General features: G+C 31.0%; 15 protein-coding genes and 1 pseudogene. 9 read left to right on the plus strand and 7 right to left on the minus strand.

From position 1 onward, the window contains the following. Position 1: 1 nt before the first annotated feature. Entirely contained in the window at positions 2–835 is an 834-nt protein-coding gene (locus KUV80_RS08235; RefSeq protein WP_222462159.1) for an aminoglycoside adenylyltransferase domain-containing protein, read from the minus strand. A 194-nt stretch (positions 836–1,029) separates the two neighbouring features. Here KUV80_RS08235 and dndB point away from each other — a divergent pair, with 194 nt between their 5' ends. Genes dndB through KUV80_RS08260 form a run of 5 tightly spaced genes read left to right on the plus strand, consistent with a single transcriptional unit; the run spans position 1,030 to position 7,201 of the window. Next, the gene (gene dndB, locus KUV80_RS08240) at positions 1,030–2,130 is read left to right on the plus strand and encodes a DNA sulfur modification protein DndB (RefSeq protein ID WP_222462160.1); all 1,101 of its coding nucleotides are present in this window, start codon (positions 1,030–1,032) and stop codon (positions 2,128–2,130) included. Then, the gene (gene dndC, locus KUV80_RS08245) at positions 2,127–3,686 is read left to right on the plus strand and encodes a DNA phosphorothioation system sulfurtransferase DndC (protein WP_222462161.1); all 1,560 of its coding nucleotides are present in this window, start codon (positions 2,127–2,129) and stop codon (positions 3,684–3,686) included. The genes dndB and dndC overlap by 4 nt, the downstream gene beginning before the upstream one ends. 14 nt (positions 3,687–3,700) lie before the next feature. Further along, entirely contained in the window at positions 3,701–5,698 is a 1,998-nt protein-coding gene (gene dndD / locus KUV80_RS08250) for a DNA sulfur modification protein DndD (RefSeq protein ID WP_222462162.1), read from the plus strand. Further along, complete coding sequence (dndE, locus tag KUV80_RS08255) at positions 5,695–6,063, plus strand: DNA sulfur modification protein DndE (RefSeq protein ID WP_222462163.1); 369 nt, start codon at positions 5,695–5,697, stop codon at positions 6,061–6,063. The genes dndD (KUV80_RS08250) and dndE overlap by 4 nt, the downstream gene beginning before the upstream one ends. A 16-nt stretch (positions 6,064–6,079) precedes the next feature. After that, on the plus strand, positions 6,080–7,201 hold the full coding sequence (locus tag KUV80_RS08260) for a cysteine desulfurase family protein (RefSeq protein ID WP_222462164.1): 1,122 nt from the start codon (positions 6,080–6,082) through the stop codon (positions 7,199–7,201). A gap of 38 nt (positions 7,202–7,239) precedes the next feature. On the opposite strand, the gene KUV80_RS08265 is transcribed toward KUV80_RS08260, so the two are convergent. Further along, positions 7,240–9,093: an AIPR family protein gene (locus KUV80_RS08265; RefSeq protein ID WP_222462165.1), complete on the minus strand. Its 1,854-nt coding sequence runs from the start codon at positions 9,091–9,093 to the stop codon at positions 7,240–7,242. Between the two features lie 273 nt (positions 9,094–9,366). On the opposite strand from KUV80_RS08265, the gene KUV80_RS08270 reads away from it, so the two are divergent. The 3 genes from KUV80_RS08270 to KUV80_RS08280 are packed head-to-tail and all read left to right on the plus strand — an operon-like array spanning position 9,367 to position 11,976. Next, complete coding sequence (locus KUV80_RS08270) at positions 9,367–9,561, plus strand: DNA modification system-associated small protein (protein WP_222462166.1); 195 nt, start codon at positions 9,367–9,369, stop codon at positions 9,559–9,561. Positions 9,562–9,563: 2 nt separating this feature from the next. Next, a complete protein-coding gene (gene dndD / locus KUV80_RS08275) occupies positions 9,564–11,576 on the plus strand; it encodes a DNA sulfur modification protein DndD (protein ID WP_222462167.1) in 2,013 nt (670 codons plus the stop codon). A 4-nt stretch (positions 11,577–11,580) separates the two neighbouring features. Then, a complete protein-coding gene (locus KUV80_RS08280; protein WP_222462168.1) occupies positions 11,581–11,976 on the plus strand; it encodes a hypothetical protein in 396 nt (131 codons plus the stop codon). Between the two features lie 21 nt (positions 11,977–11,997). Here the strand turns inward: KUV80_RS08280 and dptH are convergent, their stop codons facing one another. The 4 genes and pseudogenes from dptH to KUV80_RS18605 form a co-directional block, all read right to left on the minus strand. Continuing rightward, positions 11,998–17,415 (minus strand): DNA phosphorothioation-dependent restriction protein DptH, encoded by a 5,418-nt coding sequence (gene dptH, locus KUV80_RS18600; RefSeq protein WP_246625052.1) that lies wholly within the window; start codon positions 17,413–17,415, stop codon positions 11,998–12,000. Beyond that, entirely contained in the window at positions 17,396–18,796 is a 1,401-nt protein-coding gene (gene dptG / locus KUV80_RS08290) for a DNA phosphorothioation-dependent restriction protein DptG (RefSeq protein ID WP_222462169.1), read from the minus strand. Before dptG ends, dptH begins: the two co-directional genes overlap by 20 nt. A gap of 3 nt (positions 18,797–18,799) precedes the next feature. Beyond that, positions 18,800–21,064: a DNA phosphorothioation-dependent restriction protein DptF gene (gene dptF / locus KUV80_RS08295; RefSeq protein ID WP_222462170.1), complete on the minus strand. Its 2,265-nt coding sequence runs from the start codon at positions 21,062–21,064 to the stop codon at positions 18,800–18,802. Between the two features lie 159 nt (positions 21,065–21,223). Then, positions 21,224–21,325, minus strand: a pseudogene (locus KUV80_RS18605) (alpha/beta fold hydrolase); the annotation flags it as partial. A 105-nt stretch (positions 21,326–21,430) separates the two neighbouring features. Between KUV80_RS18605 and KUV80_RS08300 the strand changes: the two are divergent. Beyond that, entirely contained in the window at positions 21,431–21,640 is a 210-nt protein-coding gene (locus KUV80_RS08300; protein ID WP_222462171.1) for a hypothetical protein, read from the plus strand. Between the two features lie 56 nt (positions 21,641–21,696). Here the strand turns inward: KUV80_RS08300 and KUV80_RS08305 are convergent, their stop codons facing one another. Further along, positions 21,697–21,840 (minus strand): hypothetical protein, encoded by a 144-nt coding sequence (locus KUV80_RS08305; RefSeq protein WP_222462172.1) that lies wholly within the window; start codon positions 21,838–21,840, stop codon positions 21,697–21,699. Positions 21,841–21,887: the final 47 nt, after the last annotated feature.

The following is a 21,887-nucleotide window of genomic DNA, read 5'->3' on the forward strand; positions in this document are numbered from 1 at the left end:
CCTATTGAAAGGCGTTACATTCCCTCATCATATATGCCATATAATCCAGCATATCTCTTCTTCTCTTGAAAACGGAACGATAATACGAAGGTTTATTTCCTTGCCGCAATCTCATGGCCTCGTGAAGAATCCGGTGATACTTTTCAGGAACATGGTGCAGTGCATATTCCCCTGCACCCATTTTTGAAGTGATATCTTCTTCTCGGAGCGAATAATACAGACGCGTAACACCCAAAACGCCCCACTCGATCATGCTTCCACTGACAAACGAACCGATAAAGGAAAGAGATGTGACCTTTTCACAACCGTTCTTCCAGTTCAACCAATACGTATTCACGTTGTGGATCAAGTTCGATTTCAGCGTCTCCCAATCAATAGAAAGGTTATACGTTTCAATAGGTAGACCTTTGATCACAATGCCGTACGTTTTCAGTTGAAAGCTATCAATCCAGTTTCGGTCAAACGTTCGATACCCCTGTAACGTCCCTTCATTGAAATAAGGACAAGATGGACCACCCTCATTAATACCCTCTAAATCCTCCCGCAAAACATACATCCCATCTAAACCCGTCTTTGGAAACGTTCGTTTCATACTCTCGTGAACGTCTTTAAGCTGGGCTACATCGGTTTCAGATAATTTTCGTTTCACCACCGCAACAAAATCGATGTCACTCATTCCCTCCTGAAAAGCACCTATCGAAACAGAGCCGAAGATATAGAAGGATTCCAGCAGATTTGGGAGTCTACCTTCCATTACATTCAAATACTCGTTTATTACTTGATTCACTGTTTTTGGGATACAATTCGTTTCATCCTTACGTACCATTTGATTCATGTAATTTGACCTCGTTTCATCTATCTTTTATAGAAGAATACACTTCATTAATTCTGTTAGAGATTGCTGGCACCTAGACCTCAATTTCGAAATTTTTCATTTTTTCACAAACTGCAGTTTATTATTGAAGATTTATCTAAATTCTAGTATATTTACAATATATAATATTACGTACGTAATAGAGGTGAATGTATATGAATGCTAGTTTCAGCTATAACTTTCAAGCTTTAAGAGGTATGCAAGCCGGAAAAGAATATTATGTAATTATGTGCCCTTTAAAGTTAATACCTAGAATCTTTTTATTTGATGAAGAGGAAATCCCACCTGAACATAGAGCTCAACGTATTTTGAATAAATCTCGAGTCCCAGATATTTCTAACTATATTTTAGAAAATCCAAAAGACTATGTATTTTCCTCATTAACTGCTTCTGTTGATGGTGAAATGAGATTTACTTCATATTCAAAAGAATCTCAATTTAAAAACCTTGGGACTCTTTCTATATCATTAGATTCAAAGTTCTTAATTAATGATGGTCAACATCGTCGAGCTGCAATTGAAGAAGCCTTGAAAGTTTTCCCAGAGTTAGGTGATGAGACTATATCTGTAGTATTTTTCTTAGACAAAGGTCTTACTCGCTCTCAACAGATATTTGCTGATCTGAATCGTCATGCTGTAAATACAACTTCATCCATTGGAATTTTATACGATCATAGAGATCAGTTGGCACTATTAACCAAGCAAATTATCGATGAAATACCTCTACTTAAACGATACACTGATAAAGAGCGTGTTTCACTATCAAAAAATTCACCAAAACTATTTGCTCTAAATCACATTTTTAATACTAATCTGAGATTATTAGGTAAAACCAAGGGCGATTTAATTTCTGATACTGAAAAAGAATTTCTAAAATCCTTCTGGGAGCTTCTTTCTAATTCTCTAGCTGAATGGAATGCTGTAATGAACAAGGAATTATCACCAAGAGATTTAAGAGCTACCTTTGTTGTTGGTCACGGAGTATTCCTTGAGGCTATTGGCATTATAGGTAATTACCTTTACGAAAACGAACCAGTAAAATGGAAAGATTATTTAACACAATTAAATACTGTTGATTGGAATAGATCCAATACAAAAGATTGGTTAGGTCGTGCTTTCGGACAAACTGGGAGAATTAATAAAAATAATCAAACCGTTGTTCTAACCTCTAACTTAATTAAGAAAAAATTAAATCTACCTCTTACAGAACAAGAGGAAAAGATTGAAGAAAAATTAAAGAGTGGTGTTTCTATATGAGTTTATTTAATAGTTTACTAACGAAGCAGTTTCCAAAAATTGAAGAAGCAAAAAAACAAATCCAAGAAGTTTATTTAAGCGACGATCGTCCCTGGGTAGTTGGTTATAGCGGTGGAAAAGATTCCACTGTTGTTGCACAACTAGTATTTGATGCACTATCAGAACTACCACACGAAAAGTTACACAAAAAAATATATGTAATTTCATCAGATACCCTTGTAGAGACACCTTTAATAATTTCTTCTATTAATAGTACTCTACATCGTATACAAGAGAAAGCTCTTGAAGCTGGATTACCTATTGAAACACACAAAGTAAAACCTGCTCCTGAAAAATCATTTTGGGCAAATATAATTGGAAAAGGCTATCCATCACCTAATCAAAAGTTTAGATGGTGTACTGACAGATTAAAAATAGATCCAGCTAACCAGTTTATTACGGACAAAGTTTCTAAATTTGGTGAAGTTATCATGGTCCTTGGTGTAAGAGATGATGAGAGCGCTACTCGTGCAAATGTAATGAAATCTCATACTGTTGAAGGGAAAATATTAATGCGTCATTCAACACTTTCAAATGCATTTGTTTATGCGCCTATCCGCAATTTTGAACTTGATGATGTATGGAACTATCTTCTCAACAATGAGTCTCCATGGGGCGATGACAACTTTGCACTACATAAGCTTTATCAAGATTCTAGCTCTGGAGAATGCCCACTTGTTGTGGATAAAACGGTAAAAGAAAGTGCTGGATCGTGTGGAAATAGTCGCTTTGGATGTTGGGTTTGTACAGTAGTAACAGAAGACAAAGCACTTAATGGTTTTATTGAAAGCGGCGAAGACTGGATGCGTCCCCTATTGGAATTCCGAAACTGGCTTGCTGAGATTAGAGATGTTAGAACTTACCGTCAAAAATATAGAATGAACGGACAAATCTATTTTAAAGAAGCTCGTATTGAAGTTATTGATGGAATTGATTATGTAATTATTCCTAAAAAGGGTCGAGTTGCAGCGGTTAAAACACCTCTAGCTGAATACACGATTATAGATAAATCAGATGTAAAAGCTTATTTATTTGAAAATAAGATTGACCTTTCTACAGGACAAGAATTTAAATTATTAGTAAGAGATGAAGCCAAATTAATGCAGTTTGGTTTAGGACCATTTACATTAGAAGCTCGATCTGAAATATTAAGAAAGCTACTTGAAACTCAACGAGATCTTATACATCCTCAAGATCCTAATTTTGAGCTAATTCGAGAAGATGAACTAAGAGTTATAAGAAGATACTGGCTGGAAAACGGTGATTGGGAAGATCGGGTTCCAAAGATTTATAAGGAAGTAACAGGCGTTGATTTAGATTGGGAAATGAATGATGCTCCCCTATTCGATCAGGAACAATTAACTGATCTTGAATTATTGTGCGAAAAATACAAAGTTGATTTTAAGTTGTTAAAGCAACTAATTTCTATTGAACGTGAATACAACGGATTTAATGTAAGAAGAGGACTTTTTCAAGATATAGAAAAAGTTCTAAAACAAGATTACTTGCATTTGTAAGGAAGGGTTTAAATATGAAATTTAATAAAGTAATGCTTAATAATATTGGTGCTTACAAAGGAGTACATGAAATAGACCTTTCTGTTGATTCCCCACTTCAAAATGTAATTTTATTTGGTGGTGAAAATGGCGCTGGAAAGACAACTTTTCTTAACTCAATTCGTCTTGCATTATTTGGTTCATACGCCTTTGGTTTTAGAACTGAAAATGATGCTTATTATAGAAGAGTTAAATCCTTACTTAATAAAAATGCTGTAAGTCAAAATGAATCACTCTATCAGATTATTATTGAGTACAGCGAAGTTGAAAATTACAAGCGTAATGAATATAAATTTATTCGTCGTTGGAAATTACAAAAAGAGAAACTTAAAGAAGATTTTCTTATCTTAAAAAATGATCACTATTTAAATGACTCAGAAAAAGAATTATATCATTCAAAATTAAAAGAGACTGTCCCACCACAATTGTTTGATCTGTGCCTTTTTGACGGAGAAGAAATATCACGTATTGTTAATGACAATCGTTTATCTGAGTATTTGAGAGCTTCAGCGAAGGTTATGTTTAACTTAAACTTATTCGAAAATCTTGAAGGAGATTTACATCAATTAATTAAACAAAATAAAGCACATGATCTTTCAAAAGAAGAAAACGAAATACTAGAATTAAACGAAGCAATTGAAGCTCTTGAGAATAACCTTAAAGAATCCACTCAAACACAAGAGTATTTATTTGAGCAAATCACAAATATTCAAGAAAAGTTATCAGAATTAAAAAGAGATTTTAATACACATGGCGGTCTCGTTAAGGATAAACGAGAGCAATTTTTAAAAGAAGTAAACAGTATCGAAAGCATTAGAACAAAAAATATGGACGAAGTTCGTAATTTTATTTCTACACTTCTTCCCTTTTATATGAACCGATCCCTTTTAGCAGATGTGAAAAAGCAAATGGAACAAGAAAAATCATTAGAGGCTGTAGAACACTTAAGCAACCTTCTTACACCAAAAAAATTAGATTATTTACTGAAGAAATTAATTGAATCAAATTTGCCAATTAATGATGATTTGCAAGATAAACTTTTAAATGGACTTTTGGAAGTTATTACAGACGATGACAACCCTGTAATATCAATTCATAAAGCATCCTTTAGCCAACGAATCGAAATTGAAAATACACATACAAATGTTAGTAAAATCTCATCGGGCTACTACTTAGAAAAAATTAAAGAGAATCAAGATTTGTTAAAAAAATCTCATGAATTAAGAAAGAAAATCGAACTAAACGATCAAACAACTGACTTTAAAGAAATATTAGAAAACATTCAACAGATGACTAAAGAAATTACAATATTGACTGGTGAACTAGAACAAAAAAAGTTAATTCATAATGAAATGGAAATAGAACTTGATAGATTGGAAACAGAAAAAATTACAAAACAAAATAAACTTGTTGATAGTAATAAAGTCCAAAATACGTTCTTAATTTCATCTCAAGTAATTGAATTAAGTAAACACTTTAGAAAAACACAGCAGCAAAAAAAGTTGCAACAAGTCCAAATTGAAGCTACAAAAATGTTGAATTCTTTAATGAGAAAAAGAGACTACGTTTCTAGAGTAATAATAAATGAAGAGACATTTGAAGTTAGACTTTTTAATTCGAGTAATGAAGAACTTTATAAGGACTCTCTTTCCTCTGGTGAAAAGGAAATTTTATTACTTTCAGTTGTTTGGGCAATGTTTAAAAGTTCTGGTCGCCGTCTTCCATTTATTTTTGATACATTACTTGGCCGCCTAGATAAAACTCATAAACTAACAGTTCTTACTCAGTTAATACCAGCATGCGGAGAACAAGTAATCATTTTATCAACTGATTCGGAAATTGATCGAGCAAATTATGAACTTCTCAAACCAAGAATAGCTAAGGAATACACTCTAGAATTTCTTACAAATGAAGAAAAAGTAAAGATTCATAACGAATACTTTATGTTTAGCCAAATGGGGGTTTCCCAATGAACTTTAGACTTAAAACATCGAAATTTACCGGGGAAAAATTAAAGCAATTACAATCAACAACCAATCTTACACCTAACATTTTGGTTAGAATTGCTATTGGTCTTTCATTACGACAAAAAGGTACTCCAGAAGTTACTTTAAGTGACAACAATGGTTTAGAATTTAACCGTAATACTTTAACTGGAGAAGATGACTACATTTATAAAGCATTAATCACACAACATACCAAACGAGAAATAAACGAGGAAGAGTACTTTCCAGAACTATTTAATGCTCATTTAGAAAGAGGAGTACGTTTATTAGCTAATGAGTACCAACACGCTGGGAACTCTGAAAAATTGATGATTAATTTATTGCAGTTATAATTCGAGGTGATTATTTATGCTTTATTTAGATAATAGTGCTACTACTCAAATACATCCTGAAGTCAAAGATGCAATGCTCCCCTATTTACTTGAAGAGTATGGAAATCCCTCTAGTAAATATTACTCTTTAGCTGAAAATGCTAAAAAAGCAGTAGAAACGGCTAGAGATCAAGTTGCAAACTTATTAGGTTGTAAAACAGATGAAATTGTTTTTACAAGTGGTTCTACTGAAGGAAACAACATGATCTTAAAAGGTATTGCTGATTATTATGGAACAGAGAACAAACACATTATTACAACAAAAGTAGAGCATCCCTCTGTGCTAGAAACTTGTAGGTACCTTGAAACAAAAGGCTTTGATATTACTTATCTTGATGTAGACCGTTTTGGAAGAATTGATTTAGATAACTTTGAAATTATTATTAATGAAAAGCCACCAATATTGGTTAGTATCTTATGGGGTAATAATGAAATTGGATCATTAAATCCTATTAGAAAAATTGGTGAACTTTGTCAGAAATACAATATCCGATTTCATACAGATGCAACTCAAGTAGTTGGTAAAGTTAAGTTTAAGTTTAATAAATTTGATGGACTAAATTTCCTTACATGTTCCGCTCATAAATTTCATGGTCCAAAAGGAGTAGGGGTAGTAGTATTAAAAAAAGATCATCTTGGACTAAAGGCAAAAATAACTCCATTGCTACATGGTGGTAGCCAAGAAAATGGTTATAGAAGTGGTACCTTAGCTGTTCATAACATTGTGGGAATGGGAAAAGCTGCCGAACTAGCTAATAAAAAAATCGATAAGAACATAGATCATATTTTAGCAATCGAAAGCAGCTTAATTAATATATTATCGAACAAATTCCATGAAAATATTAAATTCAACAATGATTTTAACGATAAATTACCTGGAATATTAAGTGTTCAATTTTTAGGTATAAATAACGAAATACTTGTAAAACAACTAGCACCAATCATTGCAGTTTCTACGGGTTCAGCATGTAGCTCAGCAAAACCTAGTCATGTGCTGCTAGAGATAGGACTATCAATTAATGATGTAAGAAATACCATTAGATTTTCATGTTCATCTACAACTAAATCACATGATCTTGATGTATTAAATAAACTTTAAGAAAACCGTAACCTTATCATGGTTACGGTTTTAAAAATTTATTTTGATTTCCCATTAATAATTCTACTAATTTTATTGTCAATATCTTTGTTTTTTAATACTGAACTAATCTTTTCTTTACTACTTGTATAACTACGTACTGTTTTTGCTAAATCTACCATTGCATTTTTAAAATGAATTTCAAATTCAACATCATTATTTATTATCCCTACTAAAATACTAAACTTTTCTTTTATTCCTCTTTTTGTATATTTATCTCCTAACATAGACTTAAGTATAAAACACCCTAGATGAAATTTACCATAACTCATTAATTTTTTGTTAAAACCATCAGCTTCTGATTTGTTTCTTTGAATTGTTTTTATAGTTTGCTCAATTTTAAGTTGAATCAAGGCAGGTATAGTATATAATTCATAATCGACACTTCTAGAATTAGGAAAAATATCATTATAAGAATTAATGAACACCTTTTTGGGATTGGACATTGCTTGGGATGGCTTAAAATTAATCATAGATATATAAGCTTGGGTTAATTTTTTTATATCAATAATTTTTTTTGATACGACTCCTTTATTACGATAGAAGTTAATTCTTCTTTCATAAAAATAACCATAATCCTTTAAAAACATTTCTATGTTCTTATGAATATCATCATTTGCCCTAATACTAAATGCTGAAATAGCAGTTTGAGAGTTTGTAGTTTCTGTAATCCTATAGACTAGATCTTCATCTTGGGTTTCAATAATTTTTAACAAAAGATGAGTATCATCAACTAATGAAATTTTCTTAAGTTCACATATTTCTTTTTTTTCAGTGTCATTCAGCGTATTTGCGGCCGATTTCTCTTCTAATTCAATTAGTCTTTGAGAATTTTTATATGCTTTATAGATAGAATTAGATGTTTGACACCCATTAACTATTTGCATACCTTGTAGTTGTAACTTAGCACCTGGAAGTTCAATTACTTCTCTACATGTAATGGTAAGACCATTGTTAAAACTCCAAAAATATTTTGCTTCTTCTTCACTTGAAGAGGTTTGAATTATTTTTTCATTATTAACGTTATTTGTATAGTAATCTCTTATATTTGCTTCAAATAAAGAAGTTTGCCACTGTTCAACTAATTTTGCTATTTCACTTGCTTTAACCATAGCAATATATCCATTAAGTTTTTTATTTTCTTCCCCTGAAGAAATATATTTAAAAGAATTCTCAATTTTCAATATTTCTGATATATTACTTTTTCCCTGCTCAAAATCAATTAAATCCTGGGCATCTACTAGTACTATATCAACATTATTATAGCCATTACCCAGTAATAAATTCCTAATATCAGTGATTCTAGACATTAAATTGTTATCTCTAAAAATCAACTCTTTATTGCCAGAGAAACATAAATAAATATTTATCATTATCTTTTTTGAAGAGAAGTTTTCATAAAGATATTCTTTTATTGATTTCATATTACCCATTAATTCAAATAAATACTCGTTTTCTTCTTCGGGAAATTCATAGTTTATAAAAACCTTCTCAATACCTTCTTTTAGCTTTAACAATGTTTCTACGTCAATAGAATTACCCTTTTTAAATTGAAAAATATGAAAATCAAATCTACTGTCACTATTATAATCCTCTAGCTGATTTATATCTTCTATTATTTCCTTGTTACCAGTTAAATACAAAGCATCAATTCCATAATCATTTCTTTCTTGTCTAAAACTACTATCTACAATCCCAGCTTCAATATCACCATTGTAATTATTAAATATTTTCTCAAGTGAATAAAAACTAAATGCTATACCTTCTTTTATAGATATTGGATAATTGTATTCCTCACTCAGATCTTTAATTTTCTCATTAACTCTTTTGTTAATTAATTGTACTAAACTCATATAGTTCCTCCTAATAATGACAATTACATATTATTTTATCCATTAATGGTAACTTTTGTCTATAATTAGTTCATATCAATTATTAATATATGTGGGGCTATACGAATATTTTATTGTCTTATTTATTTGCAGAATGAAAGAAAGATTTTCCTAAACAGGTATGCGGAATTTCACAGTTTTCATTAAATTAGAATAGTTTTTGATCAATCTGGTAAAATAATGGGTTTTACTATAAAATGTTATATGTAAAAGTAAAGTTATTAAGGGGTTTATATGAAAGAAATTAAAAAAAGAGAATTTGAATTGATGAATTCATTATGCAAGGAGAACAAATTAAATTTAGAACTAATTAAATCTTTATTTAAAGAAGCTGAAAAGTACTCGTATGAAAATGCAACAGCAGGTGCAAGGAAAAAGGAATACTTAGATTTAATAACTTACTATAGTAAGCAAGATAAAGGTGATTAATTTTGTTATTTAAAAAATTATTATTTGATAATTACAAAACCTATTATGGGCATCAAGAAGTAGAGTTTTATATCCCTCAAGAAGTTCGACAAGAGGAAAAGAAGAATATTATCCTCCTTGGTGGACTAAATGGTGCTGGAAAAACTACAATTTTAAAAGCCATTCATTATATTTTATTTGGAAAACGTGGAATTACGGAAACAGAACATAAACGTTTATTTTCTAATGTTATTAATAATACATTTTATGAAGAAGGTGGCCGAGATTGCTCTGCTACTCTTATTCTTGAAAATGATAATCTTGAAGAATGGGAATTAAAAGTTACCTGGAGTTTTAATCAAAACAAGATATTAATAAATGAAAATCGAGATATTGTCGTTCGTAAACCTGGTGCTAGACATGGAAAACATGCGCAAGTTGGAAACATTGAGGCATTTAATAGGATAATTGATCGTATTATTCCCTATCATGCTGCTCCATTCTTTATCTTTGATGGAGAAGAAATAAAAGATATTATTCTTCGTCAAAACAGTGAAGAAATGAAAAATGCAATTCAAAAAATCAGCGGTATGGATGCCTATAAGCAGCTTTTAATTGATCTCTATTCTGTTCAGAAAGATTTAGAGAATAAGCTTACTAAGTCAGTTAGTAGTGCTAAATTACTTAATATCAAAAAAGAATTAGAAACTGTTTATGGAGATATTGAAAAAGTAGAAAATCGTAAAAAAGTATTATTAACTGAAAAAAACAAATTAAAAACTAGACTTGACGATTTAAAGGTACTTCGAAATAAAAAAATCTCAGCTAATTCAAAGTCTCGGGAAGAAGTTGTAAAAAAACAAACCAAAATTAATACTGAACTTGAAATTCAGGAAAAAGAATTTGCAAATCATTTTAACGAACATGTAACCAATATCATACTTAAAGATAAAATTTCTAATTTAAAAAAACGTTTGAAAGTAGAAAATGATACAAAACAACAACAGATTATTAATGAAGCATCTCTTAAGCCTTACCATAGTTTTATCAATCAACTCTTAAATAAAAGTGTTAATCCCCCACTTACATCTAATCAATTAGAACAGATAAAAAAACTAGGTGAAGAAATTTGGGTAAAAGAAAACAAAGTAAATAAAAAAGATATTATAATTGAAGTCATTCATGATATAGCACCAAATGATTATAGTTTAATAGTTAATACACCAATTAGAGATAAACATGTTGTTACTCAACTCATTAACAGTATTGAAAAAAAGAAAAATGATATAAATCATTTAGAAACAGAAATTAGAAATGCTCCTGAGGCAGCTGATTATAGTTCTGAAAGTAATATGATTGAAATATATACTAGAGAATTTGGTAAACTTGAACTCAAATTAAAATCAGTTATGCAAAAATTTAATACTTTGAATGAACAGAAAGCTAATTTACTTAATCAGGTAACAAGGCATACATCAGCTGAAGATGACACCGATCAAGTGGCAAGCAAACTTGAATATACTAAACGACTAGTTATTGTTGTAGAACAATTTGTAAAACAATCTACACTATTAAAAGCAAATTATATTCGAGAAGAGTTTTCTAATATGTTATCAAAACTATTTAGAAAACAAGAGGAATTTAGTAATATAGACTTCGATATAAACTCGTACACGATAAAATTATTTAATGATAGAGGTCAACAAGTAAGTATTCAGGATCGTTCTGCTGGTGAGATGCAAATGATTTCTTCTGCATTAATATGGGCGTTAACTAAAGCATCTGACTTATCGTTACCAATGGTCATTGATACTCCATTAGGGAGACTGGACAGTCACCACAGAAATCATTTAATTAATCATTATTATAAAGAATTAAGTGAACAAGTAATTATACTATCTACAGATACTGAAATTACTGATGAATATGTTAAGTTAATGAAGAATAACTCTTATAAGCAATACATGCTCGACTATGATGAGAAAAAGAAGTATACAATCATTCGAGATGGTTACTTTAATTTTGTGAAGGTGTGATTTAATGGCAAATAGAAAAGTATCTATCTCCATGGACTCCAAGGAGATCTTAGAAAACCTATGCGGCATGTTAGAAGTTGAAAGACCATTAGCTATTAAAATAGCCTTAGCAAAAGGAATTGCTAGTTATGATAAAATGCAAATTCTTTCGCATAATGGTTCAGGTAAGTGGGCTGTTCCTGATGGAATAATTAGAGGGAATGAATTTATCCTTTATAAACACTTAATGATAAATGAGTTGAATAAAATGTTGGATGAAGATGAAACTAATAAATTTCTTGGGTTATTTATTGAGAAAGGTTTATTAGTGATTAAACAGGAACTAAGCGAAATATCTTCTCTACAAGATTATAGAATCACAATTTTAGATACTGCACAAAAAGAAGCCCAAAGGATTTAATGTTATCCTTGGGCTTCTTTTCTATATGCGTTTATCTAAGGATGTAATATCCACTATTAATGCAGTTGGTTTAGATAGTTCACCATTCTCTAACACAATAGGACCATATACAATACATTGACCCTTTTTTAACCCTGATAATTTAGCTTCCCATTGTTTTTTCTCACTGGCATCTTGTGCAAGTGTAGAAGCAATTGTTGAGATCTCTTGTTCAGGTGGGGCAAAGTAAATCTGTTGGGAAGCATTTTGTAAACGAGCAAGCTCCCCAGCATCCAACTGTGACTTTAAAAACTGGGTTGCATACCACCCTGACCAGCCAAACTTTCTTCCTTCTGTTAAAATTCTTGCAGAAGGTGACTTTTCAGTATGATCCAAGTTCTGTGCTTCATCCATAACTACTGGCATAGGTTTATTTTTATTACCATGTCTAACTGAGTAATTCCACAGATCCCATAATATAAACTCAGTAATCATTAACTGAACGTCTCTCGGATATCCTGTTAGTTGAATAATATAAACTTCCCCATTGCTGTCCACTACTTCATTCCAATTAATTGCAGCATCGTTACTAAATGGGTTTCTATCAATTAACGGACGAATTTGAGACAAAGCAGTTCTTGCGTAATTAGAGCCATCTTCTTCTAACACTTCTTTAAGCTTCGTTAAGTCCATGGAATCACCATGCTTACTTAATCCTCTTAAAGTAGCTTCATAAATGGCATTTAATTGCTGAATTCCTAAACTTTTATAAACAGCAGCAAATACACTTTTTATTCTTTCTGCAACATCTGTTTCTGATTCTGGCAAAATCAATCCACTGATTTCTCTCACATTTTTCTTAAATGGATTAATTGGGAACTTTTCAATATATACTACTGTTTGTTTAAACTTTTCACCGAGATGTTCAACAAACTCTTGCTCCAGTTGATTAGGAAGAAACCCTTCAGTGTAATCAATAACAATACTTGGAATGCCTTGTTTAGATTTCTCTAACAGTAAGCATTGCATAAAATAAGTTTTACCCTGTCCAGATTTCCCAGAGATAAGCAAGTGACGATTTGCTAAACCTTTATTCCCATATTCCCAGTAAATTTCTTTGTTTGAATTTGAAGCTTTACCGATGAGAATTCTCGAATCTTCAACCTTGAAAGTTGGGATAACAAGCCCTTCTGGTTCTTCTGGTTCTTCTGGTTCTTCTCGTTCTTGTTGCTCTTCCTGCTCTTGGTGTTCTTCTTGCTCTTGTTGTTCTTCCTGCTCTTGATGTTCTTCTTGCTCTTGTTGCTCTTGTTGCTCTTCTTGCTCTTGATGTTCTTCTTCCTCTTGTTGCTCTTCCAGCTCTTGATGTTCTTCTTGCTCTTGTTGTTCTTCCTGCTCTTGATGTTCTTCTTTCTCTAGTTGATCTGGTAACTTCGATTGTTCATTAAATGAATTACTTTGATTTTCTTCTTGAGAATTATCAATATTGTCATGTGTTTGGTGATATTGTTCTTTAGAAGTTAATACATTTTGATCTAACTCAGAATTTTGATCTATTGACGGTTCATTTTCTATTACGGTAGAAATATAGTTATATGAGAGTAATCCCTCTTTAATAAAATCTGATTTCCCTTTTTGCACCCATTCACATAATTCATTTATGGGCTTAATTAGAGCCGAATATCCATCATGCTCCGTTAAACTGATAAGAATAGCTTCCTCTTCTAAACTCGCCCCTCTTACATATATATCTTTTTGGAATGAAAGAATAGCACCTGATCCAATATGTTTTTCTAATTCGTTTGAAATAACATATTGATCTTTTAAAAGCTTTTTTAGTACTTCCTCAGTTAAATGATAATTTTTATCATTCCACAATTTACTCTGCGCAATTTTTTTAGCATTTGAAATGAACAACTGTACAAAGAAGTTACGATAAAACATACTAGAAAAGTTTTTGTTATCGCTAGTCAATGCATTATGGATCAAGCGTTTCGTATTCCTTAATTGCTCTTTTGCTTTTTCAATCGTTGAATTTGAATTAATACCAATTTTAACTTCAATCGGTAAAAAGTGAAGTTTTAATAACCCTGCATTTTGTTCTAATCCTATTAGTAATAAGTCATCACTATGCTTGCCTTTAACACCTAGATTTTTCGCTGTAAATAACCCATCAGTTTTATTTAAACTTACAGCCCCTGCAACTCTTAGTATTTCTTCTAAAGAAATTGGGACCCAAGTAATATTTGGATGATCAAAATAGGATAAAGAATACTTTATCGCAGAAATAATACTTAATTTTTCTCGCGAGTAATGGCCTTTACTCCCAATAATTCTTAAGAGCCACTCACCATTAAAAGTATTAAATGCAAGAATAATTTCATTGACACTGTCCTCATCGATTTTCACTTCTTTTGATTGTATAAACTCTTTAATTACAGCATGGTATTGATTTGATTTATCCGTAACAGTTATTGCATCATAACGACTGGATGAAGAATACTGATCACTATAATGAATTACAACTAAATTCTTACCATAATTATTAAAAAACTCTAAATCTGCAGTTGGATCAACGAAGGTTACCCAAAAAGAGGATTTAAAGATTTTATCTAACGTATCCTCGTCTGCAGTTGTTGTTCTAGAAAATATTGCTTCGCCTTTATGATAAGAATCGCTTCCATCATTTCTTAAATTAGCTGCTAATTCATTAACATAATAAGCAGTATCTATTAGTAGATTATCATGATTATTACCGTATGCTTTAATGCCAAAACCACTTCTGTAATTCTCTTTTCCTTTCATAGAAGGTACAGAAGAATATAAGCCCTGTACTGCAAGCCCTGATACCATCTCTTCCATTGGTTGCAATGCATAATTTTCTTGTGCTTCCATCTTATAAAATGAGATATGAGCATATTTTATTTCATTGTCTAATGAATGTTTATAATAAAAAAGTTTATCTCTAATAAAGCGGATTACATCTTGCTCGTCATATTCATTAGTCTTTAATTTAATATCATATGTTTGTTGAATATCAACAATTGATTCCATCCTAGAAAACTGATCAAATGTACTTGAATTCACTTTTTGTTGTTGATAGATATTTATCTCAACAGGAACCAGATGTTCTGGACCTTGTTTTTTAATTTTACTAATCATCCATTGCAAAATTCCTCTTAAAACTTCACGGTCGTTTGAAATATTGATAATATTTAATTTCAACGGAGCTTTGGAATTCTCAATAAAAAGATAGCTAAAATGTTCCATAAATTGTGATGTTTTATCTTCAATTACTTTGGCTAAGTATTGATTCGCATCTGCAATTGATACTTGATTAACTGGTTTAAAAATCATCCATTCTGGAGCTGCATTCTGACTATCCGGTTTAAATAAATTTTCTTTACCTTGATAAATATATGGAACTAATGCCTCGGGTTTTAATCTATTTAGGATACTTGACTCTAATTCTTCTGATGCAATTAGTTCATTAACTTTTAATTGAAATGCAACCATAATAGGATGGAACGGTGTGAAAAACACCTCTCCTAAAGTGGTAATTGTCCCTAATTTAAAAATATCTCGACCTTTTTCTCCTGCTTCTGTTCCTTCATCAAATAATTGTATTTGTCGAATATACTCACTTACATATTCTTTAGCACGCTGAGTTAATTCAGGATTATAATGACAGAGGCTTGGAATACTGTTCTTTGTTCTAAAAGAATTTACAAATCTGCTGTAAGACTCCCTTAGATCTTCAGGAAGAGTTAATGATACAGAAAGTAATTCTCCCGAATCAACAGTTGCACTGGAGAAGCCATTTTTCACCCATTCTCTTTCCCATTCAAAGAATTGTTTATATTCAGCATGAAGATAATATTCTTGATTTCCTTGGATTAACTTGTTGTTGTTCCACTCAAAATCTAGACTCTTTTCTCGTTTCAATTTCCATATTCTTATGCCTGTTATTGGAGTTGATTCAGGTAACTCATTCTTCAAGACAATAGGTATATGATTATTGTTATGATACAGATTAATCGTAACCTGTTCTTCTTCGCTTAATGCTTCAAGTTGTGGAGTTAGTTTTAACTTATCATCTTCTGTAAATATAATACTTTGTTCATTTGTAGTTATTTCTTGTTCTATTAAATTAATCCCATCACCAAAAACTAAGGTATCTCCTTCATACTGGAGCTCTAATGCATGGTTTCTTATATCTACTAAAAAGGCAGTTTTATAGTTATCAAACAATAGCGGTTCAACAGGTAATACAGCTATATTAAGCTCTACTCCAAGGGATGCTCTATTTTCATGCTTATAAGATATTTTTGTAAATGTTGACTTATTTTTATTACAAGAGATTTTTAATTTTAAGTTTGTTCTACCTAATTCATATTCTATATTTTGTTTACTAGGTACTTTGATAAATGCTGGTGATAAAGATTTTTGGAGACTACCTGAAATTCCAAATGATAAATTTAATTCTACTTGATCTAAATGGTTTGGATTAAATATTACAAAATTACGTTTTCGTTTTCCAGCTGCTGTGTCGCTTGTGTTTTTGTCCCATGCTTTTAAACCATCTTTTAGCTTCCACTCTAATAATTCAAATTTTGTGGATTTATCCAATTTCTTTTTATCTTCATAAGATTTATGGATTTCATTAAATGGTTGTTCATTCCAGTTTTCACCTTTTAGTTTACCTACACCATCTGGAGTAAATCTTTTATCTAGTTCATTTTCTCCTAATCCAAAATCATGCACCTTTTTAACATAATCAAAAAGTTCACGGTTTATTGATAATCGTTCCTTAAGTTTGTTTCCAGATATAGTTCCTAAATTTAAATCTCTGAAAAGACCAAAATTAATATAATCCTGTTCTTCTAGTTTTCCCTTTGTGATAACTGCAAAAATATTTTCAAAATCGAAAAAGGATATTTGTTGAAACATTTGGTCATTTATTAGAGAAGTTAAATTATCCAACAAGATAACCTGTTCAATTTTATTATCCACTCTATTTTCAATATCAGCTTTTAATTTTTTGTAAAGAAAATTAGGATGAAGAGGCATTCCTTCTTTTTGAAGATCACTACTACCACCTTGAATAGAGTCTAACTGTTCAGTAACAATACTTAATAATGCAGTATTTTTCCAAATCCCATTTTGTTCCCCTACTTGGTTTCGTAAAGTTACCAAAAAGTCGGGCTTTACTGCTTCTTCTGTATTAGATATAACTAAATTAATATTGTTAACTGGTACAGATACTGTACGGTATTCATCACCTAAATCATGTTGATAAACAAATGGGTTAGTATCCATTACTTCTCTAATAGCAGTTAATAGAGAGTTCAATTCATTTACGGAATCCAGCTGTAAATAAAACCGATCTCCACTTTTAATTTTTGTTTGTTCAAAGAACTTAAATATATGATCAGCTAAGTAATTATAAAATTGGTTTGACATATTGGGCATCACCACTATCACTCTTTTTGTCTATTATGTTAAGGCTATCTAGGAGTTCAATAGCTGCTTTTTTTGAATGACGGTCTAAAGAAACTCCTCTGGTTTCCAACTCACTAAATAATTGATTTAATGGAATTCTTTCCTCTTTAATACAAATTGAAGCTAGTAATAAAAATAGATCATGTGAAATATTAAATACTTTCCCCAGACTACCTCTGTGTTTCAAAAATTGATTGCCACCAATGTCCTCAATATTACTTCCATATTTAATACAAACTTGTGTACTCATGCCTTGTTTTAAGACATCAAATAATATTCTAAAGGCTTCTTCAATAGAATCTGGTCGTTTATCAAACTTTATATTTGCTTGTGTTGTGTAATAGTTAATCCAATCTGTTAATTCAACTAAAAAAGTTTCCTTTTGGTCAGCTCCTTGAAGTTCTACTTTTTCAATTATTTGTTGATATGTCAAAAACTCTTTTTCATCTCCGTTATTAAAGTTTAGGTGGCTCAGCTGAGATAAAGTATGAATGTGAACAAACAAGTGATGAGCACGATTCTTCACCCTTTTATATCCCTCTAATTCATCTGCTGATTTTCTTCTCTTATTAATGGATTCCCATTCCAAAGCAAAATATAATGACTCAATTTCTTCCATGTCCGCAGTTTCAAATTGATCAAGTTTAATAGTAATTTGACATACATACATAAAGAAATAAAAATGTACAAGTAAAGGGAAGTGCTCTAAAAAGTAATCTTTATGTTTAGATAAATACAATACATCTTCATTAAATAAATTAGAAACTCTCTTAGATAGGACTTGATATTTGTTCTTTTTCTGATGGTCTACGGGTTGAATTCCCGATAAATTCCCGAGGATTAAATCAGTTAAAATATCTTCTGCGTTTTCTTTATTAAAGATTTTTTTGAGAGCATTATCATCTTTAATTAAAATATCATACATGAACATAGCAAATTTTTCTTCTTCAGCTTTTGACTGGTGAGGTATATGGTTATATAAATAAGGATGAATCGGTTTAATTTGTTCTTCGTTAAATAGGTATTGATTTAAAAAACGTTTTAAATCAAAAGTAATATCATCGTCATTACACCGGACTTGTGAAAGTAAGTTTGCTATTAGAACATTATCTTCTTCAAAAATATCATGTGGTTTTTTATTATTTTCTAGTTTAACATCACAAATCTCTCTTACGAAGGCTCCCATCATAGATAAATAATTATCTTTCATTAATTTTGTTTTTTTTGAAGAATTAAAAGGTAAAATATCTTTTACATTCCCTCTTTCATGAATTACCCCTGTACCTTTTGTTTTTTTCTTAATATTGTTTTCAAGTTCATTTTTTAATAATATCTGATCCATGGTTTACTCCTTTTCAAAAACAAACGAACCAAAGTCATTTTTCTTTAAAGCATACAATTTTTGATCATTAGGAAAATGAACTAATAATTCTTCCTTTTTATTCCCAAATTTCATCAATCTTTCTAAGAACTCTCCGAATTTAATAGCGTCCTCTTCATCTTTCTTATTTGGACAATATCCTTCAATAACTTTTAAGAGTAAGCTATAAAGTACAAAATCTATATCTAAATATGCACGTTCATTTGAATTATTGTTATTTCTATATCCAATAGTAATAATTGGTTTAAAGGAATATAACACCTGTTCCCGATTTGGCTTTAAATGATCTATAACAGGTCTAAGAGTTAAATACTGTGCTAATCTTATTTTTTCGTTGGGCTTATTTATATATAAGTAATCCTTTTTAGGGCTACTTTTCCATTTAAATATGGCACTTTTTATTTGGTAATAGAACTTTTCTATCTCGTTATTTATTCCACTATTAAAATAATATAAATTTTTCAAATAATCTTTAAAACTACTATTCTCAATAGACTTCACAAAAGATTTATTTGTTAAATAAGATAATCGAATAAACATCTCACAAAATTGTTGGAATGAATCCCCTTCTAAATCAGTCATTTCTTTAAATGAATCTAAATAATTTCTACCAGATTTAGTTAGTATATATTCCTCAATTAATGTTGCCCAATCAGTTAATGTATTTAACTGTAGAATTACAATATCTATGGAGTGGGATCTATAATGGATTGGATCTAATAAGCTTATGTATCTTAGTATCTCTGAACGATCTCTCCTATTAAAAAGTAAATTAGGCACCGAAAAATTTAATTTCTCAAATTCTGTAGGCGTTCCATTTAAAAGTCCATCTTCTGGCACAATGATATCAGCAATAAAGTTCATAAAAGATCTTGCAGAAATTACTATTTTATATTGAATAATTGCTTGAATAATAACTTGAACAATTTGATGTTGAACAAACTCGTCCATCAAAAATTCAAAATTCTGATGGACTTCCGACCTTATTCCACTTTTTTTATCTTCTAAATACGCTAAATAGAATGGGTTCTCTTCATTCTGATTGAATATCTTGTTAAGGATAGCACTATAAAAAGATGATTGAGCGCCATGCTCTGTTAACTCGTATGGATGATAGTCATTAAAGCTGAGTAAATTAAAATCTTCATTTGAATAAACAGTTGTTGTATCCTGTGAGAAAAGGCCACTTTCATTTACGAAAGATATTAGTGTTTCAAATGTTGAAGCTAAGTGCTTATAATAAATAAAATTGTGTAAAACACCTAAGTTAATCGCTAGAATGATTTTTTCATTTGAATGTTCATGATTTTGATCTGCAAAAGGCTGAAGTATTTCTTCTAGAGTTTCCATTGCATTTTTATTTGGAGAGAAACTCTCAGTAGCATCATTATATATAGTAAATTGTGATAACAGATCATTACGGTTACTCTTTAAATAAGCAAGTAAGTGTGACTTTCCATCCCCAACACTTCCACAAAGGAGCACTAATTGACGCCCTGATTTATGAGCTGCTTTTTCTAATATCCCTTCAAAATCTTTTTGAAGTTTTCTTTCTACATGCATATAGTTCTTAAATGTACTAAATGAGTTCACATTTTCTACGGCTTCTTGAGCAGATTCTTGTAGCCTTTTTAATTCTCTATTTAAATAACTTTGATTATCTCCTAGATCTTTTTTAAATATCTCATTTGCATTAGTATTTTTCTCTACATTAGAATTAACAAGTTTATTGTTTTCCTTGTCTTCTTTAGTTAAAGCATCCATAATTTCTTTCTTTAACTGATCGATATTTATGTTTGATTTAGAATTTGGTTTTGGTTGTTTATATGGCGGAATCGTTACTAACTCGTTGGAGTACACCTCACAAAACCATACTCCTATTGTATACATGACCTTATGTACTTTTAGTGCTTCTGCGATGTCATAAAATGATCCATCATGTGCTGCTTTATTACCCGCATGTCGAATTGTATCAAAAGCTTGATGAATATCCTTTTTGATGTAACCTTCTTTAGATAAGTAAGATACTTTATCGTGCATGGTTGAAAGGTATACATCTGAAATCCCATCCGTTTTTAATACAGATGATAATATCTCTTCAGCAAATAATCTCGCTTTTACTAATGCACTGCTAGGATCTTCATATATTAAATGCTCCATTTTTTCAGCGTTAAGCGCACCTATCTTATTACTCGTTTCTAAAAATTTAAGAAGATAATCTTTCTCCATAAATTGAATCAACCCCAGGTTATATAAAATATTTACATTACATCATTATTTTAGCATATCGCAACATTGAAATGGTAAATCCTATCCATTATTAAATTTAATTGGTAAAACTTATACCTATGCACCCCTGTATCCATACCTATCTTGAAAGATTGGTTACATGCTCCCTTTCATCAAACGATGAATTGGTGAGAATCCATGGATCATGAGGATTGGTGTACCATATCCGATTTCTTCATAATAGATATTCGCTTTGTCCACTTTGCATTTTAGCTTCGGTTACTCGTTCGGCAATAAACATGATGAATCCTTTATTTGGAGCTTATGTTAGAATGAAAAACATAGAAAAAGATAGGAGTGTATCTTTTGAAAGCTTATTTAATTCGATTATTGTTTGGTATTATGACGATGGTCATTGGTTATGGTGCCCTCTTTATGGTAGGGTGGCACAAACATTCAAATGCCATTATGTTTTTATTCCCGATAAGTGTAGCTGGCAGCTGGGGTGCGTGGTATTTTTATAAAACAATTATGGTAACAAAGAGAAAAAAGGAAAAGAGGAACGCAAAAACTTGATAAACAAAAAGAAGCGAAGATCCCCTAAGATCTTCGCTTCTTTTAAATAACTTCTATCATTTCGGATTCAACGACGTCAGTTCGAATTCTGGCTGTTGCTTGTCTTGTTCGGTTATTGGCTTTTCAATGAGTACGTATCGTGGTACTGGCAGATCCAAAGGCTTTGCAGTTAGCTGTTCGTGGTTTGTGATTGTAAGCATAACTCATCCCTCCTTACCAGGTTTTAATCTCTATTTACCCAAAATGT

The organism is Fictibacillus nanhaiensis, from assembly GCF_019801215.1.
Taxonomy (GTDB): domain Bacteria; phylum Bacillota; class Bacilli; order Bacillales; family Fictibacillaceae; genus Fictibacillus; species Fictibacillus nanhaiensis_C.

Bases quoted from the DNA above. Each gene is read 5' to 3' on its own strand.
- KUV80_RS08235 (WP_222462159.1), bottom strand. From the start codon at position 835: ATGAATCAAATGGTACGTAAGGATGAAACGAATTGTATCCCAAAAACA.
- dndB (WP_222462160.1), top strand. From the start codon at position 1,030: ATGAATGCTAGTTTCAGCTATAACTTTCAAGCTTTAAGAGGTATGCAA.
- dndC (WP_222462161.1), top strand. From the start codon at position 2,127: ATGAGTTTATTTAATAGTTTACTAACGAAGCAGTTTCCAAAAATTGAA.
- dndD (WP_222462162.1), top strand. From the start codon at position 3,701: ATGAAATTTAATAAAGTAATGCTTAATAATATTGGTGCTTACAAAGGA.
- dndE (WP_222462163.1), top strand. From the start codon at position 5,695: ATGAACTTTAGACTTAAAACATCGAAATTTACCGGGGAAAAATTAAAG.
- KUV80_RS08260 (WP_222462164.1), top strand. From the start codon at position 6,080: ATGCTTTATTTAGATAATAGTGCTACTACTCAAATACATCCTGAAGTC.
- KUV80_RS08265 (WP_222462165.1), bottom strand. From the start codon at position 9,093: ATGAGTTTAGTACAATTAATTAACAAAAGAGTTAATGAGAAAATTAAA.
- KUV80_RS08270 (WP_222462166.1), top strand. From the start codon at position 9,367: ATGAAAGAAATTAAAAAAAGAGAATTTGAATTGATGAATTCATTATGC.
- KUV80_RS08280 (WP_222462168.1), top strand. From the start codon at position 11,581: ATGGCAAATAGAAAAGTATCTATCTCCATGGACTCCAAGGAGATCTTA.
- dptH (WP_246625052.1), bottom strand. From the start codon at position 17,415: ATGTCAAACCAATTTTATAATTACTTAGCTGATCATATATTTAAGTTC.
- dptG (WP_222462169.1), bottom strand. From the start codon at position 18,796: ATGGATCAGATATTATTAAAAAATGAACTTGAAAACAATATTAAGAAA.
- dptF (WP_222462170.1), bottom strand. From the start codon at position 21,064: ATGGAGAAAGATTATCTTCTTAAATTTTTAGAAACGAGTAATAAGATA.
- KUV80_RS08305 (WP_222462172.1), bottom strand. From the start codon at position 21,840: ATGCTTACAATCACAAACCACGAACAGCTAACTGCAAAGCCTTTGGAT.